The organism is Luteolibacter sp. Populi (assembly GCF_040801775.1).
Lineage (GTDB): Bacteria > Verrucomicrobiota > Verrucomicrobiia > Verrucomicrobiales > Akkermansiaceae > Haloferula.
Genome location: NZ_CP161812.1, coordinates 4,131,508 through 4,149,735 on the forward strand (window position 1 = coordinate 4,131,508; position 18,228 = coordinate 4,149,735).

At 63.2% G+C, this 18,228-nt stretch carries 9 protein-coding genes and 1 pseudogene; 5 read left to right on the plus strand and 5 right to left on the minus strand.

Annotation, left to right across the window (positions count from 1 at the left end):
- The first annotated feature begins 97 nt into the window (after positions 1-97).
- Both ABWK72_RS16890 and ABWK72_RS16895 read left to right on the plus strand, forming a co-directional pair.
- Positions 98-904: a ThuA domain-containing protein gene (locus ABWK72_RS16890; RefSeq protein ID WP_367870741.1), complete on the plus strand. Its 807-nt coding sequence runs from the start codon at positions 98-100 to the stop codon at positions 902-904.
- A 300-nt stretch (positions 905-1,204) separates the two neighbouring features.
- Positions 1,205-1,411 carry a hypothetical protein gene (locus tag ABWK72_RS16895; protein ID WP_367870742.1) on the plus strand — a complete coding sequence of 69 codons (207 nt, stop codon included), beginning with the start codon at positions 1,205-1,207 and terminating at the stop codon, positions 1,409-1,411.
- 99 nt (positions 1,412-1,510) lie between these two features.
- On the opposite strand, the gene ABWK72_RS16900 is transcribed toward ABWK72_RS16895, so the two are convergent.
- Positions 1,511-7,312 (minus strand): AAA domain-containing protein, encoded by a 5,802-nt coding sequence (locus ABWK72_RS16900; protein ID WP_367870743.1) that lies wholly within the window; start codon positions 7,310-7,312, stop codon positions 1,511-1,513.
- Between the two features lie 897 nt (positions 7,313-8,209).
- Here ABWK72_RS16900 and ABWK72_RS16905 point away from each other — a divergent pair.
- Positions 8,210-8,392: pseudogene (locus ABWK72_RS16905) on the plus strand (group II intron reverse transcriptase/maturase); the annotation flags it as partial.
- An 85-nt stretch (positions 8,393-8,477) separates the two neighbouring features.
- Positions 8,478-9,329: a reverse transcriptase domain-containing protein gene (locus tag ABWK72_RS16910; protein WP_367875351.1), complete on the plus strand. Its 852-nt coding sequence runs from the start codon at positions 8,478-8,480 to the stop codon at positions 9,327-9,329.
- Between the two features lie 127 nt (positions 9,330-9,456).
- On the opposite strand, the gene recA is transcribed toward ABWK72_RS16910, so the two are convergent.
- The 4 genes from recA to ABWK72_RS16930 all read right to left on the minus strand — a co-directional run bounded on the left by recA (position 9,457) and on the right by ABWK72_RS16930 (position 13,610).
- On the minus strand, positions 9,457-10,488 hold the full coding sequence (gene recA, locus ABWK72_RS16915; protein WP_367870744.1) for a recombinase RecA: 1,032 nt from the start codon (positions 10,486-10,488) through the stop codon (positions 9,457-9,459).
- Positions 10,489-10,795: 307 nt separating this feature from the next.
- Positions 10,796-11,797: a thioredoxin family protein gene (locus tag ABWK72_RS16920; RefSeq protein ID WP_367870745.1), complete on the minus strand. Its 1,002-nt coding sequence runs from the start codon at positions 11,795-11,797 to the stop codon at positions 10,796-10,798.
- A 589-nt stretch (positions 11,798-12,386) separates the two neighbouring features.
- On the minus strand, positions 12,387-12,533 hold the full coding sequence (locus tag ABWK72_RS16925; RefSeq protein ID WP_367870746.1) for a hypothetical protein: 147 nt from the start codon (positions 12,531-12,533) through the stop codon (positions 12,387-12,389).
- Between the two features lie 138 nt (positions 12,534-12,671).
- Positions 12,672-13,610 (minus strand): LytTR family transcriptional regulator DNA-binding domain-containing protein, encoded by a 939-nt coding sequence (locus tag ABWK72_RS16930; RefSeq protein WP_367870747.1) that lies wholly within the window; start codon positions 13,608-13,610, stop codon positions 12,672-12,674.
- 273 nt (positions 13,611-13,883) lie between these two features.
- Between ABWK72_RS16930 and ABWK72_RS16935 the strand changes: the two genes are divergently transcribed.
- On the plus strand, positions 13,884-17,774 hold the full coding sequence (locus ABWK72_RS16935; protein WP_367870748.1) for a hypothetical protein: 3,891 nt from the start codon (positions 13,884-13,886) through the stop codon (positions 17,772-17,774).
- Positions 17,775-18,228: the final 454 nt, after the last annotated feature.

Here is an 18,228-nt window from a genome sequence, read left to right on the forward strand (position 1 = left end):
GGAATGCACTCCGCCCGGCGGTAATGGCACGACCGGAAGCCGCGGCACGCCAAAGCGCTTGTCGCCCCGTTTCCGGCCCGTCTAGCATTCCTTCACTATGAAACCGGCCTCCTGCGTTCCGCTTTTGATCGCCCTCTGTGGCACTCTCTCCGCCCAAACCAAGCCGTTGAAGGTGATGCTGATCACCGGCGGTTGCTGCCATGATTACAAGGCGCAGACGGAGATTCTCAAGAAGGGTCTCGAAGAGCGCATCAACGTCACGGTGGATCAGATCCATGTCGACGACGGCAGCACCAAGCCGGCCCTGCCGATTTACGGCAATGCCGACTACGGCCAGGGCTATGACCTGATCATCCACGACGAGTGCGCCGCCGACGTGAAGGACGAGGCGACCGTGAAAGCCGTGCTCAAGCCGCACCAGGACGGGATCCCTGCGCTGGCCCTGCACTGCGCGATGCACAGCTACCGCGTGGGCGATATCAACAAGCCGGCCAAGGATGGTTCGCTGGACGCCCTGTGGTTCGAGTTCCTGGGCGTGCAATCGAGCCGCCACGGCGCGCAGAAGCCGATCGAAATCAATTTCGGCAAGAAGCATCCCTCCACCGCGGGGCTGAAGGATTGGACCACCGGGAACGAGGAACTCTACAACAACGTGAAGGTCTTCGATACCACGGAGGAACTCGCCAAGGGCAAGCAGGAGGGTGAAAAGGACGCCGTGGTCGTGTGGACGAACCTCTACGGCAAGGACAAGGTCCGCGTCTTCTGCACCACCATCGGGCATAACAACACGACGGTCTCCGATCCGCAGTATCTGGATCTCGTCGCCAAGGGCGTGCTGTGGGCCACCGACAAGATGGACACGGCCGGCAAGCCGAAGGCGGGCTACGGGCGGCAGAAGAAGTAAGCGGCGGTTTTTGTTCTGCAGAGCGATCGAATCAAGATCCGAGCCCGGGAGTCGTGCCATCTGGCGCGCCCCGGGCTCGACTGCGTAGCGGAAGGCCGATAAGTCAATCGGGCCGCCGCTGATGAAACATTTTTCCGCGATCCCGATCCTGATTTTCGCTTTGGCCGGATGCCAGCCGGCCCATCGCGGAGACTCCCTTGCACACGGGAAACCGGCGTATGTGATCCGCTGCTGGGTCGGCCAGGATTGGGTGGGACGCGATCACGGTTTCTCCGACATCACCGTTTTCAACGACGGGTTTTGCAAGGAGACCTACAAGGGCAAGAGCGCGGAAGCTTTCTGGACCCGTCCAAGCGGACCGGCGAGCCGCCCGCCGACAGCGAAGGGAAATTGCCGGTCCACCGTTTCTATCCCGAGGGCGCCGATCAGCCGCCATGGCTGCGCGAAGTTTTCCGCGGCATCCGCTGGAAGGATCCCTCCCGCTCGATCATTTATCCGCTCGATTGAAGGGACAAAGCCTGATGTCTTCCCTCGACATCTCGTCAACACATGAGGTGCCACCCGCTCCCTTGACCGTTGCACGGGTGCCGTCAAAAAACCGGCATGTCAGTTCGATGTGGGATCGGACCCAAGCATCCCGCGGATCCGGCTCATGACCGCAGCGGGGTCGCGGTGCCATTGGCGGCTGGTGACCCGCAGGTGCCGCCAGCCGCGGTGGGCTAAGACGTTGGGGACGTGGACGTAGTCCTCATACACATCAGTTTCCTTGTCACCTTCATCGCAGAGGATCGCCAGCGCGTAGAGATGCTGGTCGTCACGGGATACGACCGCCACGGGTAAGCGGAACTCCGAAGTCCCGACCAGCGTCTCGACCGTAAGCCCGTCTTTCTCCAGCGCGAGCGACAACTGGTGATGCAGAGGCAGGTGGGTGTCGCCTCCGGGTTTCGATGCGATGTTCTTTCCGGCTTTGGGCAGGTCGTTGACGAGGGTGAGGATTTTCTCCGCTTGCGCACGGCGGCCTTCTCCAAGGTGGCGGGCGAATTCGACGAAGGCCTTGAACATTCGCGGGCCATCATTTTTGGTATTCGCGACCGAAAGCATGGAAGGCTCGAATGACGAGACGACGATGACTTCGGACTTGGCGCGGGATACGGCGACATTGAGGCGCCGCTCGCCGCCTTTCTGACCGAGCGGACCGAAACGGGCGGGCACGTAGATCTCATCGCTGCCGTCTTTCCGTTTCCGCGGCACGGGCGCATAGCCGAGCGAGAAGAGGATCAGTTCGCGCTCGTCTCCCTGGACGCTCTCGAGATTTTTAACGAAGGGCCTCTCGTCGAGCGATTCGCGGGTGGTGGCAATGTCCCAAAGCGCGGAAAAGGCCGGTTCGCTGGCACGCCGGGCGTCGATCTCATCGAGAATGGTGCGTCGTTGGGAGAGGTTGAAGGTGACAATGCCGACGGTGGGTGGTTTCGGCCGGGCAAGGAGTCCGGCAAGGAGATCAACAACACATTTCGCCTCAGGGACATTGGAGCCTTTGTCCCAAGTGCCGTTCTCCACGCGGACCCAGCGGATGGCGGGCGGGGCAGACCGGGATAGGGTGGCCGGAATGGTGAGCAGGGAGCCGCCATACATCGAGTGATTGGAGAAGGCGATCAGCTCTTCGAAGAGCGCCCGATAGTGCCAGCGGAGTGGCGCTCCGGCCCCCGTGGCACGAGCGAGCACGAGGAGGGACTCGGAATCGAATGCATCCGGCGCGACCTCGGCCTCGCTGGCCTCATCAATCTCCAAGCCACTGCCGGCCTTGAAGAAAGAAGACGGCGGCATCTGCTTGTCATCCCCGGCGACCACGGCGCGGTGCGCGCGGGTAAGCACGGGCAAACCATTCTCGACGGTACATTGCGAGGCTTCGTCGATAATGAGGAGGTCGAAGATGGGCTCGCGCGGAAAGAGGATCGCGGTGGTCTCCGGCGACATCAGCCACACCGGAACGACATCGAGGATCTCGCGGGCATGCTGCCGGACAAGCGTACGCATCGCCGTCACACGGCGCTGCTTGCGGGTCTCCTTGATGAGGTTCTCTCGAGCCACTTGCGCGGGGCTGCGCCGGATGCGCGCTTCTGCGGGTATCACGGCCATCAGACCGGTCTGGTCACCGGCGGCGGAAATGCGCAGCGATTCTTCCGCGGAAATGAGTTGATGGAGCTGGAGCAGCCGGGCGGATGCAGCTTCGGAAGAGCCGAGGGGAGCGGCCTGGTCAAGAACCGCGAGCAGGGGGTCGGCGAATTCGGCGGCATTCAGATGGGCTTCTGCCCAGGCGCGGTCGGCAAGTTCGAACCATCGTTGCGGCGGGGCATCCGGAAAGGAATTGGAGAGTGTGGCGACGAGGGGCAGAGGGTCGCGGAGGATCCCGCCCAACTGCACGAACGATTGGTCGGCGAGACGCAGGGAAACGGCATCGGTGTGGAAAGCAGCTTCGAGCACCGCAAGACCGGCGGGAGGCAGCTTTCCGGCCAGGGGGAAATGGATCGCTGCGGTACGGGCGGCATCGAGGTAGGCCTGTTGCGCGGCGAGGAGATCGAGCGCGGCTTGGCAGCGGCCGGACCAAGCGGCCCATCCACCGGCCGGACCATCGGTCCCCGCGGCGAGCGGCCAGAGCCCGAGTGATTCGAGCGCGGGCCGGGCAGCAGAAAGGCGGTCGGCGGTTTCCCACAGGCCAAGCATTTCGCCATGGCGGGTGGCCAAGGTGGCGGCGTCCGCTGGCACGCGCGAGGGCATGCCGAGGGTCTCGAAAAGCTGCGTGGCGGCGGTCCAGCCGCGGGCGGTGGAAAGGCGGCGCTCGATCGCGGCGATCAGGGCGGGATCGAGCTTCGCGGAAGCTTTTTCCGGCCAGTCGCGGTGAAGCGCTTCGAGCACGGTGGCGCGGGCGCGACGCCAGGCAGGTTTAAGGAACTTGAGCCAAGACGAGACGTGTTGGCGGGCGTCGGCCAAGGCGGCAGTGAGTTGAGGACTATCGGTGAGCTGGACACGGGATTTTTCCTCCAGCAGTAGCGGGAGACTCCGGCCCAGGGCGGCGAGGGAACTTTCGACCGAAGCATGCGCTTGGGGATCAAGCCGGCGGCCTAACAGAACCGGGAAGAGCGGCTCGGCTACAGGGGTTTTGACGGCGAGCTGGAGCGCCTCGCGGGCGGCACTGAGGGCCGGAGCCGGGAGTGGTTGCGCGGCGTAGGCACGCTCGTAGGTCTCGGCCGTTTCCCGCGTGGCGCGCAGCGCAGCCAGGATGCGCCGCAGGTCGTCATCGGTCGTGGTGGCCAGGGAGGCGCGCGGCGGTTCGCTGTGGAAAGGGGACGACTTCGTGAAGTGCCGGGAGTGCGGGTGCAAATCGCGCAGGTGACGGTGCAGCGTCGGGAGCTGATCGAATGGAAGTCCCGCCAAGGAAGGGAAATTCCCTTCGGGGAAGATGGGTTTCGCCGTGGCGAAGGCGTGGAGGCCGCCAATGCTAAAGCCGGAAGTCGTCGGAGCTGCCAGCAGGCGGGAGCGGGTGGCGAGTTCTGTCTCGAGGACTCTTGCCTCCCGGCGGAACTCGGTGAGGCGTGTGTCACTGAAGTTCCTGCGGTCCGGGCTCTCCAAGCGGTCGGCGATGTGGGTGTAGAGTGGCTTGCGGTCCTCGTGGACATCGTGAACGACGGCAGCGAGATGGCCGAGGCCGGCGGCATCCAGCCGCTGCTTGACCACATCCAGGGCAACGCGCTTCTCGCAGACGACGGCCACTTTCCCGCCGCGGGCCAAGGTATCGGCGACGAGATTGACAATAGTCTGGCTCTTGCCGGTACCCGGCGGACCGTCAACAACGAGCAGGCGGTGGGCGCGGGAACTGCGGACGGCGGCCCGCTGGGAGGGATCTGAATAGATGACCGGCTGGTCCGGCTCCGCGGCGTGGGCAGGTACGGTAAAAGCCGGACGATGGGAGGCCGGGAGGATATCGCAGGCGGCATTCAGGGAGGATTCCAAGGAGCTACTGGAGGCCGGATTGAGACGGGTGAGGAGTTCGTCGTAGTCTTGAAGCAGGTCGGAGGAAGATTGGGGGAAGAAGCCGATCACCGCGTTCTCGGAGAGGGCGATTCCTTCGGGCAGCAGTTCGGTAGCGGCGGGTGAGAGGTCTTCGAACAGGCCGACAGCACCGGTCAGCGGCCGGGGATCCAGGCCGAGATCGCGCAGAGCGGCGAGCAGGGCTTCAGGTGACTCCGCGGCTTTCAGGTCGAGCTCGGTGGCGAGCTCTTCTGTGAAGGGGAAGCCCTTCTTCGCGAATAGCAGACGCAGGAGTGCCTGGTTGGCGAGCGCCGTATCGTCGCCGGCGCGCTTGAGCTGGTAGTGACCGCCGCCACGGGAGTCGCCGTACAGCACGAAAGGATGTAGGATCAGGGGTGCGCGGACGAAGAATGGACCAACTTTTCCGATGAGAAAGGGATAGCCAAGATGAAGGTCGCGGGCACCGGTCTCCTCGACCCGGGCTCGTGCCTCCCGATCCAGCGCGCGCAGGCTGCGGGCGAGATCCGCGGAGGTCTTCGAAAGTCCGGCCTCGTCGCCACCGAGAAGCGGCAGCGTGGTGGAGTCGTAGAGCTGGGTGACGATGCGCTCCGAGCGACCGGCGATCACGGCGTCGAGCCGGGCGAGGTCGAAGTGTCGACCCGCGCTAGCGCGGTAGAGGCGGATCGAGGGGCTGCGGCCGTCTCCGGAAACGAGGCGCTCGCGCAGATGCTTCAGGGCCGTGAGCAGGGAGTCCCGGTCCTTGGCATTGGCCAAGCCGTCTGCGGGCTGGAGTTCGGCAGCCTTTTCACGCTGGCTGCGTTCGGCATCGCTCAGACGGAAAAACAGCGGCTGTTCGAGCCGGATCTTGCCGTTCTCGTCGGCGGTCGGCGGAGCGGCGGCCTCCAAATGATGAAGGGCTGCCGCTGTAGCCAGAATCTCTAGCAGCGCAGGGTCCCATGCCTGCTCGCCAAGAATGCGGAGCAAGCGCGACAGCGCAACGCTGCCTCCGCCACGGCGCGATAGGCCGGCGAATAGACCGCCGAGGGCTGCCCGCGTCTCGCCGGTGCCGGGTGGCAGCGCGGGCAGCGGGCGCTCGACATGATGCTGCGAGAGTTCAACCCGCAGTTCCCGGGCGACGGCTGCCAGCAGATAGTGGAATAGATGCTCTTGATGAAGGGACCGACCCACCGCGGCGAGAACCTCAAGCTCGCGGATGTGGATCTCCCGGTCGGCAAGCGTGACGTGGAGGAGGATATTGAAGATCGCAAGCGCGACGGTCTCTCCTCCTGAAATGGCGAGCGATAGCAACTCATCGAAACGTGCCAGCGCGATGGTCGGATCAAGCAGGTCTTTCCAGTGCGGAAGCAGATTGGCGAAGGTTTCCTCAAGTGCCTTGGTTTCGGATTCGTCGAGATCGTCGTCCGACGTCGCCACCAGCACGGCGGCGGCGAGGGCGAACTCCTGCAGCTCTGGTGGCAGCGTGGCGTCCCCGGTTTTATCGAAAAGCTTTTCTCCGGACGCCATGAGGATGCCCGCCAGGATCGTATCCACATCGGCAATGGGGCGTGTACCCGGCCCTTGACCGGTGATGGCACGGAATAGATCGCTCCCCCCGAAAAGCGATAGGGCGTATGCGCGGAGCAGGTGCTCCGGGTGGGAGCCCAGCGCTGCGGTGGCGGATTTCGCGGCATCGTCGAAAATGGCGTGTGCTTGGGCCAGGTAGGCCGGCACGTCATGGGTGAGCCGCTCAGCGGGAAGTCCCGTAACAATAGACATCAGCAATCGGACCGGACCTTCGACGCCTCCGGCGGCAACGGCTCCGAAGCGATCGGCGGTGAACTCCTTCGCCATCGACACCCGCGAGCCGAAAACCCGCGCCTCCAATGGCAGGCTGGCATCACGCGCGATCGCCGAGGCATGCCGGATGGCCATCAATCGGGGCGTGCCCGCAAATGAATTGGTGTGCGCGAGGTGATGGCCGAATTCATGCCCCAGCAGCGCAAGGAATGAGCCCTCGTCCAGCGAGGAGATGAGCTTGCCCTGTAGACTGACGAAGACGGTATCGGCACAAATATGATTGGCGGCGTTCTCATCGCCGGCGGACTGATAGAGTTCGACCGGCTTGGTCAGACCCAAGGCTCCGGATGCACGGGCGGACCACGCGAAAATCTCCGGTGCCATGTTTTCCGAAAGCCGGAGGTGTCCGGTCAGCAAGCTGCGGCGGATCTGATCGGCATCTGGAAGCACGGGAGCCGTCGCATTGGAGAAGAACGCGGTACCGGCCAAAGCATCGGCGAAGGCGATCTCGCCCGAAAAGCGGAGGCGTTCCGGATCAGGGGCGGAGGACGACGGCTCTGCGGGGAAAGGAAACGATTCGGCCATAAATAATCAGGGGCTGGCAGAACGATAGGGAAAAGTCCGGTATCTGACAGCGCCTGTATTATACCGGAGATATTTGAAATCCAGATCCGGGCAGCTCGGGTTCCCGGACCAACACGCCACGACCCACCATGCCCGCGGAATCAGAATCCATCGAGAGATGAAACGAAAAAGCGGCGGTCTGTGACCGCCGCTCGTGTGCCCGGCATGGGCATGAACTAGTCAGATGAAACGAAATGACCGGGGTTAGTGACAACAACCGTAGCGAACGACAAGGCGGGTGCCGCGAGGCACTCAGCACGAAAGAAGTCGGTAGCAAAGGCACGACCGTAGGAACACGAACCGGCAGCGAGGCCGCGATGCGGGCGATAAGCGTGCGAGAGAACGCGAAATCCAACCGTCACCGAAAGACGCATCGGGTAGAGCCGGGCGGCACGGGCCGGAAGTTCATGCACCTTACCCGGGGAGATCTCCCGGACGAGAGTCCGGGAGGAGTCAGCAGAGGCCGTAGTAGTGTGGAAGGCCGTGAAAGCGGTTGGAGCGAAGGGCCGAAGGACCAACAGAAGGCGATCAACCGACGGACCAGGAAGGGGGACGCGTGTAGTCCCGCGAAACAGACCGGAGCGGCAACTGCGGCAGCTACCGGGACTGGCGGCGTGCGGAGCCACGGTGGATCCGTGGCGCAAGCCCGCCGCGCGGAGGCGAGCGTCCCGCGCCTGAGGAAGGAGGTGCAAGGAGATGCCTGAAGACCAACCAAGGGAAGCCACGCTGGAAGCAGTGCTGGCAGCGGAAAACCTGCGGGCGGCGTGGCTGGCGGTCAAAGCCAACGACGGCGCGCCCGGGGTGGACGGGATGGACATGGAGCAAAGCGCCCTGCACCTGCGCGGGCATTGGGAAGGGATGCGGGCCAAGCTGCTTGCCGGGGATTACGTCCCCGGGGCGGTGCGGGCCGTGGACATTCCCAAGCCCGGCGGGGGAAAGCGCCGGCTCGGCATACCCAACATTGCGGATCGCCTGATCCAGCAAGCCATCCATCAAGTCCTAAGCCCGGTGTGGGAACCGGGTTTCAGCGACCACAGTTACGGGTTCCGGCCCGGACGCAGCGCCCACGACGCGGTGAGAGCCGCGCAAGCCTTCGTCAAGGAAGGCAAGACGTGGGGGAATCGACATCGACCTCAAGGACTTCTTCGACCGGGTCGACCACGACATCCTGATGCACCGCCTGCGGGGCAAGGTCGGGGACAAGCGGCTGAGGGCACTGGTCGGCGCGTATCTGCGCGCCCCCGTGCAGCAGCCGGGAGGCGGCAAGGACAAGCGCTGGAAAGGCGTGCCGCAGGGCGGCCCGCTGAGCCCCTTGCTGGCCAACATCTACCTCGACCCGCTGGACAAGGAGCTGGAGAAGCGCGGCGTGAGCTTCGTGCGATACGCCGACGACATCGCCATCCATGCGTCCAGCCAACGCAGCGCGGAACGCATCTACGAAAGCGTGGTGGCTTGGATCGGAAAGCACCTCAAGCTCGAGGTCAACCGGACCAAGAGCGGGACGGGACCCTGCGGGCAAAGCAGCCTGCTGGGCTTCCGGCTGTTTGAAGATGGCAAGGTGGGCATCGCCCCCAAGACCATCGGCAAGCTCAAGGCGAAGGTGCGCGAATTGTGGGACGCGCGGCAGAGCCGCACCAGCAAGCAACTGCGCGGGCAATGGCAACGTTACATCCGCGGGTGGTGGAACTACTTCCAACTCGCCGGTTGGCGGCGGGAAGTGGAAGACCTCGGCGGATGGATCAGGCGCCACATGCGCAAGTGCTTCTGGCAAAGGTGGAAGACGCCGCGCGGCCGCCTCAACGCGATGAAACGGCTGGGAGTCAAAGGCCGGGCCTTGGGCCAATGCTACAGCGGACGGGGAGCGTGGGCGATGAGCCTCCACCCGGTGATGCAGCAGGCACTCAAGAACCGGACCCTTTACCGGTACGGCTTCATCATCCCCTGGCAAGTCGCCGCACCATCCGCAGCAGGCGGGTGAAAGCGGCCGGGTCCAACCGCCGGATGCGGAAAACCGCACGTCCGGTGGTGTGGAAGGCCCGCGGGGCGCAATCCCCGCGGGCCCATCCGATCCATCGAACGCGAACTCGATGTAAATTGTCCGCTACTTACTTCTTTTTCGCGGCGTCGAGCTTCTCGCGGACCTTGTCGGTCAGCTCGGTGTAGAGCGCATCGTCGGCCTTGAGTGCCTCCTTGGCGGCATCGCGGCCTTGGGCGAGTTGGGCGCCGTTGTAGGCGAACCAGGAGCCGCGCTTCTGGACCAGATCCATCTCCAGGGCGAGGTCGAGCAGCGAGCCGACCGAGGAGATGCCCTCGTTGTACATGATGTCGAACTCGCACTCCGCGAAGGGCGGCGCGACCTTGTTCTTCACCACCTTGATCTTGGTGCGCGCGCCTTGGGGCGTGCCGTCGGTCGCCTTGATCTGGCCGATCCGGCGGATATCGACGCGGACGGAGGAGAAGAACTTCAGCGCCCGGCCACCGGGGGTGGTTTCCGGGTTGCCGAACATCACGCCGATCTTTTCGCGGATCTGGTTGGTGAAGATGCAAACCGTGCGGGCCTTCGCGATGAAGCTGGTCAGCTTGCGCATCGCCGCGCTCATCAGGCGGGCCTGGGCACCCACGGTGGAGTCGCCGATTTCGCCGTCGAGTTCCTGCTTGGTGACCAGCGCGGCCACCGAGTCCAGGACGATCACGTCGATGGCATTCGAGCGGACCAAGGCTTCGCAAATCTGCAGCGCTTCCTCGCCGGAAGAGGGCTGGGACACGAGCAGGTCATCCAGGTTCACGCCGAGCATTTTGGCATACTGCGGGTCGAGGGCGTGCTCCACGTCGATGAACGCCGCGAGGCCGCCCTTTTTCTGGGCCTGGGCGATCACGGTGAGGGTCAGGGTCGTCTTGCCGGAGGATTCCGGGCCGAACACCTCGATGATGCGGCCGCGGGGGAAACCGCCGACGCCAAGGGCGCGGTCGATCAAGAGGTTGCCGGTCGGGATAACATCGACATCCACCCGGTGGCCATCGCCCATCCGCATGATGGCGGCTTCTCCGAACTCCTTCTGGATGCTGGAGATCGCGAGATCGAGATTGCGTTTGCGGGCGTCGGCGAGCTTGTCGGAAGGATCATCGTTTTTGGCCATAAGTCAGTCTTGTTGGGATGCGGGATTTCTCTCAGAGGCGGACACCTGCGTCAAAGAAAAAGATGTTCACTCGAACAAAAAAGAGCCTTTTCCCGATTTGATGATCCGAGTGCAAAGAGAGGGGTTTCGTCCGACTCGTTGAAGGAGAAGCAACCACGGATGGACACCGAGAGACACGGATGAAAGCAGCCCGATCGGAGTTCCTTACAGCCCGGCTTCGGTTTATCCGCGATGCCTGATGGAAGGCACAAAAAAGCCGCCCGGAAGATCTCCGGGCGGCTGAAATTCGTCGGTTGGTTGAGGGAGCTTATTCCTTGGCTTCCTCTTTTTCGTCGGCTGGCTCCTCGGCAGGATCCGCTTCTTCTTCCGGATCCTCGGCCGGAGCGGCCTTGGCTTCTTCCAGCTTCTCCTTGAAGCCATCGAGCTGCGCGGCCATTTCAGTATCCGGTGCGGCGGCCTTGGCTTCGTCGATCGCCTTGATCGCCTCGTCGAACTTGCTCTCGCTGGCGAGGATCTGGACCTTGATCATGAGGACCTGCTGCTTGGCTTCACCTTCGAAACCGCCATCGGCGAGTGTCTTGGCGACATATTCCAGGGCACCTGCGGCATCCTGCTTCTCGCCGAAGGGCTGGAGGCCTTTTTCGAATTCCGCCATCTTGGCCTTGTCGGCGATCTTCTTGGCAAAGCCGGTTTCATCCTTCGGGTCGGCCGCCTTGATCTGGGTGACCACATCGGGGTAGAAGGTCGAGACCGCCATGTCCGGCAGCTCGCCGAGTGCGGCGACCAAGGACTTGGCCTTCTCGACCCCTTCGGATTTCCCGGCCTTTTCGAGCGATGCCTTCATCTCGCCGCCTTGCTTGCGGAGCTCGTCGAGGTGCTTGACGTATTCTTCCGGGCCGCCCTCTTCAAAGCCGGTGTAGGCGTAGGGTTTGCCGGTGGCGTCCGCCAGGATGATGGTGGGGAAGCCTTCGATCCCGTAGTCGGCGGCGAGCTTCTCGTTGCGCTTCTTGTCGGCTTCGGACTGCTTTTCGACGTTCTCGGGCTGGCGCGGGAAGTCCAGTTCGACCAGGACGAACTTGTCCTTGGTCAGGGTGCGGAATTCCTCCTTGGACAGGATCTTGGAGGTCAGGGCCTTGCAGGGCGGGCACCAGTCGGAGCCGGTGAAATCGATCAGCAGGTCCTTCTTCTCTTCAGCCGCCTGCTTCTTGGCGGCCTCGAAATCGTGGGACCACCCTTCGCCGCCGGCGAAAGCGGAGTTGAGAGCGAGGGATGCGGCGAACGCGGCCGCGAACAGGTATTTCGTTTTCATGGCGATAGGGGTCGGAGCGGCCCGAGCCGCAAAAGGACGCCGCAACAGCGATCCCGGCTAGGAAATTTCTTGAAATTATTTTACCGCGCAGGGAACTGCGGATTGCCCGCGAATCCCCTCTTCAGGCCAAGCCTGCAAGGACTCGATTGCCGCAGGGCGGCAATCCTTGGAGTGCTGCGACATGTCGCAGCTTTCGGGCGATGATCCCCGGCCCCGGCGGCATCCCCGGAGCCGATATGTCGGCTCCGCAAGGGCGTGTCCGGTACGGCCCTTCCCCGTGTGATCTATCCTCCTTGGAGTCTTCGCCAACCTCGCGAAACCTTTCCAGCGAAGCAGCGCACTCCACCGCTGGCGGGCCAACCGGAAACGCCAGGGCGCAGCCGAGATGTCGCTGCGGGGACGGCGGGAAGATTTACCGTGGATCGATCCAAAGCGGCGACATCTCGCCGCACTCAAAAGGAGACTTGCCTGCGGCGGATCCTTAAAGGCATTGCTCTTCAGGCCGCTCCGGGAAGGCACGACGCCTTCCTGCGGACACGCGCACGAAACGCTGTCCGCGGGCTCGGGAACCTCGTTCAAGGAAGCCCATTCAGCCCTTGGCCTCGTGGGGATGCTTCGTCTCGTGCATCTCGTGGAGTCGCTGCTGCTCGCGGTGGATCTCCTCGGCCTTTTGGAGCTTGTGTTGCTCGTGCTGCGTCTGGAGCTTCCGTTTCGCCTTTGGATTCTTGTCGCCCATGATCGTAGGAATGGCGGGTTGCCGCCTTTGCGGAACGACCGGTGGCGGCGGGATCACCGGTCGGAAATCTTCAGGTATCGAAAGAATATTGTGCGGAACCGGAGATTCGCCACGGAAAAGTCGAAGGGAGCCGGCGGCTCAAAATGTCATGTGCAGGCGCAGCGAATGGCGGAAGGCGCGCCCGACCGGGATGGCTTGGGCGACGTCTTGCAAGTGCAGGGTCCACCGCGGACCTCGATCAAGGCGTACGATGCGGGCGGCTTGGACCAGATAGCTCTGGTGTACCCGCATGAAGCGCTCCGGGGGCAATTGCCCGATCCAGCTCCGCAGGCTGCGCCTCTCGAAGCAGCAGTTTCCATCGGCCAAGTGAACCCGGGTATAATCGCCATCGGCTTCGATGAAGAGAATCTCTTCAAGGGAAAGCGCCTGCATGCTGCCCTGCTCGTTCACAAAGACGGAGCGGTCCGGGGCCGCAGGGGGCCCGGCGGGCGGGCTGATGCTCCTGCCGCGGCGCAGCAGTGCGGCGAGGTAGCTCGCCAGCGTCGGGATCCGCTTACTATCCGCGGCTGTCCAAGAGGTCGCTTCCCGCACGTAATCGAAGCCGAAGAATCCGATCAAGTTGCCGGAATGCATCAGCGGATAGGAGAAGGTGGCGCGCACCCCTTCACGTCGCAGCTCCGCCTGCAGGGCCCGGCGTTGGCGCGGCATCCGTTCCACATCGGGGATGATCACCGCCTCTCCTTTGAGGAATTTCCCATGGGCATCCCCGATGAATTCCACGGGAATCCCTTGGATCTCCTGGATATGGGAAGGAACTCCGGTGTTCACCCAATCGCTGGCTCCCCAAAAATGAGTCAACTCCTCATTGTATCTCCCGACCCACACCCGGTCAGCCCGGTAGAAGGGTCCGATGTGGGCAAGTGCCCGGTCGAGGGATGCATCGGTTTGCGCGGCGGCGAGCGCCAAAGGCTCCCAGAAACCGTTGTCTAGAAGGGTCGGATCTTCCGATCTTTCCTGTGCCTCGCGCGGTTGGACTCGCTTCGATTTCTGCGGTTGAGGGAAAGGTGATCCGGCCATGATCAAGAGGAGGCGTGCAGCTTATCGAACGATATTGTCGATTGTCGATTTCTCCTTTTTGAACGCCGGACTGGGAACCAAAAGCTGGCGCACAAATCTCCTCCTGAGACAAGCATCCGGACTTCCCCCCACGTTCGACGGATAGGGCATGCCCCCATTCCGGCCCGGGAAGTATCGATCGCCTGATGACGGTGGGGCCAGGTCACAACGCCTATGAAAAGAGCCATGCAGTCAGGACGTCGCCGGATTACCACTGCCCTGTGGACCGGAATCATGTTTTTCTCATCCCTGACTGCGGCCCGTGCCACTCATCAGGCGTTTGTCTTCATCACCAGCGGGGATGTGGAGTTTTACGACTGGTTCGTAACGGAACAATTGGGCACCGAGGATGTGGCGATCCAAAAGATCGTGGTGGGTGGAGCACCGGTGATCGTCAACGGCGTGCCAGTCGTGTACAGGGGTTCCGTCACCCTGGATCGTTTTGACATGCCGGCGGACCTGCCTGCGGCCGAACATTTCTTCGTGGCCGGGGATAATTTCACCCTCGGTGCGGATCAGAGCATCTGGGCCTTCGGCAGCCGCCTGATGGTCCTTGAATTTGGAGGAAACGCCACCTTCGAAACCGGGTCCCTGGTCAATTTATCCGCAAACAATGAAAAGGGTGGAGCGGGCGGCGGCATGGGCGGAGCCCCCAATCGGGAACGCATCAACTATCCGTCGCAGGACACGAAGGGAATTGCGACGCCACTGTACGTGGTTGGGAAAGGAGGCACGGCCATCGCCGCGTCGACCGCCGGAGAGTCGGGTCAGAGGCGGGCGCGATATACGGACAACGACTATCTCCATATGGTCCCGGAGGTCGAATACGCTTCTTCCCGGACCGGAAGGACCGGAGGCAGTGGCCAGGGAGACCGATATTTCATCAGCTTTACGGAAGGATTGTCCGGTCAAGCAACAGGCGGGAAGGGACAGCTTTGGTCCGGCTTCGTCCCTTTCGGCGCTGCCGGGGGCGCTGGCGGGGGCAATGGGTCTTCGTCGCCATTCGGGGGCGGCAATGGCGAAGATGGGGAAAACGGGCAGCCCGGCCAGAAGGGTAGCAACGGCGTCAATGGTGCCAACGGGAGTCTGCAGACATTGGCAGGCACGGCCATTCATTTGCGCGGCGGGAGTGGCGGTGGGGCGGGAGCCAGCGGCGGCGATGGCCTGGGCGGCGGCACCGGTGGGAGCGGCGGAGGTGGAGGTGCCAGTGGTACCGGGGGAATCGGGCAAAACTTGGTGAACGGAGGTGATGGCGGGATGGGCGGAAGCGGCGGTGAGGGCGGCGATGGCGGCGATGGCGGTTGGGGCGGCGGCGGGGGCGGCGGCATGCTGGTGCTTGTCCGGGGGACATGCGTCAACCGGGGGAACTGGAAAAGCAAAGGGGAGGAAGGTGGCGAGGGTGATGATGGACACAAGGGGCTCGGTTTCGATGGCTTGGACGGGGCGCCGGGCGGGGCCAGGAACTCGTCGCTTAGCCTCACCTCCGGAAAAGGCGGCGATGGCGGAAGAGGCGGCAATGGTGGAGTCGGGGGCGATGGCGGGAAAGGAGCCAGCGGGTCCGGTGGCAATATCCAGATCGCTGCCGGCGTGTATGTGAACCAAGGAGCCACCTTCGATTGTTCCGGAGGCCCGGGTGCCCCGGCAGGCTTGGCGCAGTGGCATGGCTTCAATGCCACTTCCCAGAACGCGCCCTTCGGTGCCTTCGCCGCGGAGCACAATTCCTACCGTTCCTTCGTGGATAGCTATAGCAGTCCCATACCGCCTCTCCCCGGAAAGAAGCCGGCACATACCCCGAGGTTGCCTTCCCTGCTGGGCGGACCGGCCGGCTATGGCCTGAGCACTCAATTCCCGGACATCGTGGCACGGACACTCAGCCTGCTGACGCCTCCTCACAATTGCGATGCCGTGGTGTTCCGGCTCAATGCCAACGATCTCGCCATGCCCTTCAGCGACTATGATATCCTGGTGTATGCCAACGTGCGACCAGAGACCTTCATCCCGGACCCGAAGGTCGCGGCGGTCAGTCCTCAGGATAGCGCCACGTCCGGAAACCCCGCGCTTGTCACCTACCTTCCACTTCCCCAGCCCCTGAAGGCTTACGCGGGCTACCAAGAGGATTCCTCCCTGAATCCCGCCGGTACCGGGCCGGTCGCTACCAATCTGCCCTTCGGCAGCATCTGGATCACTGCCATCGAGAAGAACAAACCTTTCGAGGTGAGCGGTTCATGGACGCCTTACGGTCTGCCCAGGACCATGGTCGCATCGCCCGTCCGCGGCAGCCTTTACGTCTTCGGCACGCTCCCGCAGGACGTCCTTTACCTCACCGACAAGGGCAATCCGGAATTGGTGGTTGAGCAAGCTTCCGAATACTCGGTGAGCACGGACGAGATCATGCTGGAGACGCCGGGTGACCACACCTTCACACGCTACGTCCGCCTGGGCAGCTCACCGACCTATCGCTACAAGGTGGCCAACTACTTCGGAAACCCGCACTCGCGGGCCGGCGGTTTCCTTTCTTGCGACTATTTCCGGCCCGATGGCCTCTTCATGCTCGGGCAGTCCCGCAGTTACGGCGACCGCAGCAATACGGATCCGCAGGTGGCTGTGGAGGTGACGGTTCCAACGCAGGGTCGCGCTCTTTTTTCGGAAGCAGTCCTGTCGACCGGCTTCATCTCTCCTGACATCGATGCCACGGAGCGGCGGACCAATGTGTCCATGAACGCGCGCCTCGTAGGTCCGTATCCGATTGTCTTCGGCCTGACACCAACGGAAACGGGTGATAAGCTGAAGGGGCAGGCGCAAGCTGCGGGACAGACGGTGCCGATGGTGTTCGCGATGTTCAACGGGAATGCCCTGCCAGGGGGATGGTCAACGGACGTCTACGACAAGCCGAAGTTGACCCAGCTAAGCATCCTGAGCGCGCAGATCGTGGGCAGCGGGAGTGCGGCCTTCACACTGGCCAATCCGATCCCGACGGTGCTCGATCTGGGCTACGCCGAGGACCTCACGGTGAACTTTACACCGCCCACGCTCGGCACCTATGCAGCCACCCTGCGCCTGCAGACTGATGCCGGGGCCGCCTTCGGCCAGCCCGGGCGGGTGTTCGAAATTCCGCTTCAAGGCACCACCGGCGAGTTCGCGACATGGGCTGCCAGCTTGCCGGCAGGCCTGCGCGGTGCCGATGACGATGCCAACCAGAACGGCATTTCCAACATCATCGAATATGGCCTGAACGGGGGCGGGCTCGGCGATCTCCCTAAGATCATCTCCGGCTCTCCGTCCTCGCAGGCTCAGTTCAATCTGCCGCTCAACCTGCGTCCGGATGTCCTCTGGGCGGTGGACGGCTCCGCGGATCTGGGCTCCTGGCAGCGCGTGGCCACCCGCAATCCGGCCACCGGGTTGTGGAACACCGCAGCGCCGCTCGGCGCCGCCGCCGAGCAACTGCTGGGCGGCAACCGCCGGGTCTCGCTCGCCATGCCGGGCAACCAGCCGAAGTACTTCATCCGCTTGGTCGGGGACCATGTCTCGAATGGCTACAGCAATGACTTCAGCACCGGCGCCGGGGCGACCCTGCGCGGGCCTGCCGTATGGGATCAGGCGTCCTTGCGGCTGTCGGACGGATCCCCGCTAGGACTGGGTGCCGCGGTGTTGGACGGTTTGAGCACATGGGCCGGCCAGACCGGATTCCAAGCAACCTTCCAACTGCAGATGGAGTCCCGCTCCGCTGAGGCGGGCAATGGCGTGGCTTTCGCCGTGGGCGATTTGGGCACGGGTGCCTGGGCTGAGAAGGGGCCCACCCCCGGGCGCAATCTGACGGTGGTCTTCGAGACCTATGACTTTTTCTCCCCGCCTCCCAATCCCCGGGGTTTTCAGATCGTGGTCAATGGCATCCCCGTCGCCACGAATCCCGTCCCCGCTTTCCAGAGCAACTACCCTGAGGCGATTGAGGTCACTTATACGCCGGCGACCGGTGTCAGCGTGCGATACAAGGGCACGCTCGTCTTGACGAATGTGGCTGTCCCTGGATTCACGCTTCAGGCCGGGGATCAGTTCGGCTTCAGCGCCTACAGGGGAGAGAACGTCCACCTGACCCGGGTGAAGAATGTGGTGATCGTGCCGCGCTAACCGGATCATTCTAATTCGGGCGCGGAAGTACGATCCGCCGCTTGCGCCGCTGCCACCAGCAGCAAGAGCCCGACCACGAAGCTGCGTAAATCACCGTGGTGAACCACCAGGCGATCTTGATCGAAGGGGTCTCTTTTCCTGTTCCAATGTTTTCGGACTCCACGACGAGAGCCCGACGAAACCATTCCTTCTTCTCCACCTCATTTAGCCAGATGCCATAGTGGGAGAACCATCCCTGCGTGGATCCCGTCCCTTGAACCGGAATGGGAGAGGGCACCGTAAGGGTGCCATACTGGCTCGCGAAGCTTCCGCTCAGCAGCCTCGAATCAACTTCGACAAACTCCTTCCTGTAGACGGAAAAGCTCCAGACCCACACGAGGAACAGAAAGGGGATCGACCCTAGCCAAAACAGTCGCGAGCGGAATAGCGGTCTCACTTGGTTCATTCCAAATGC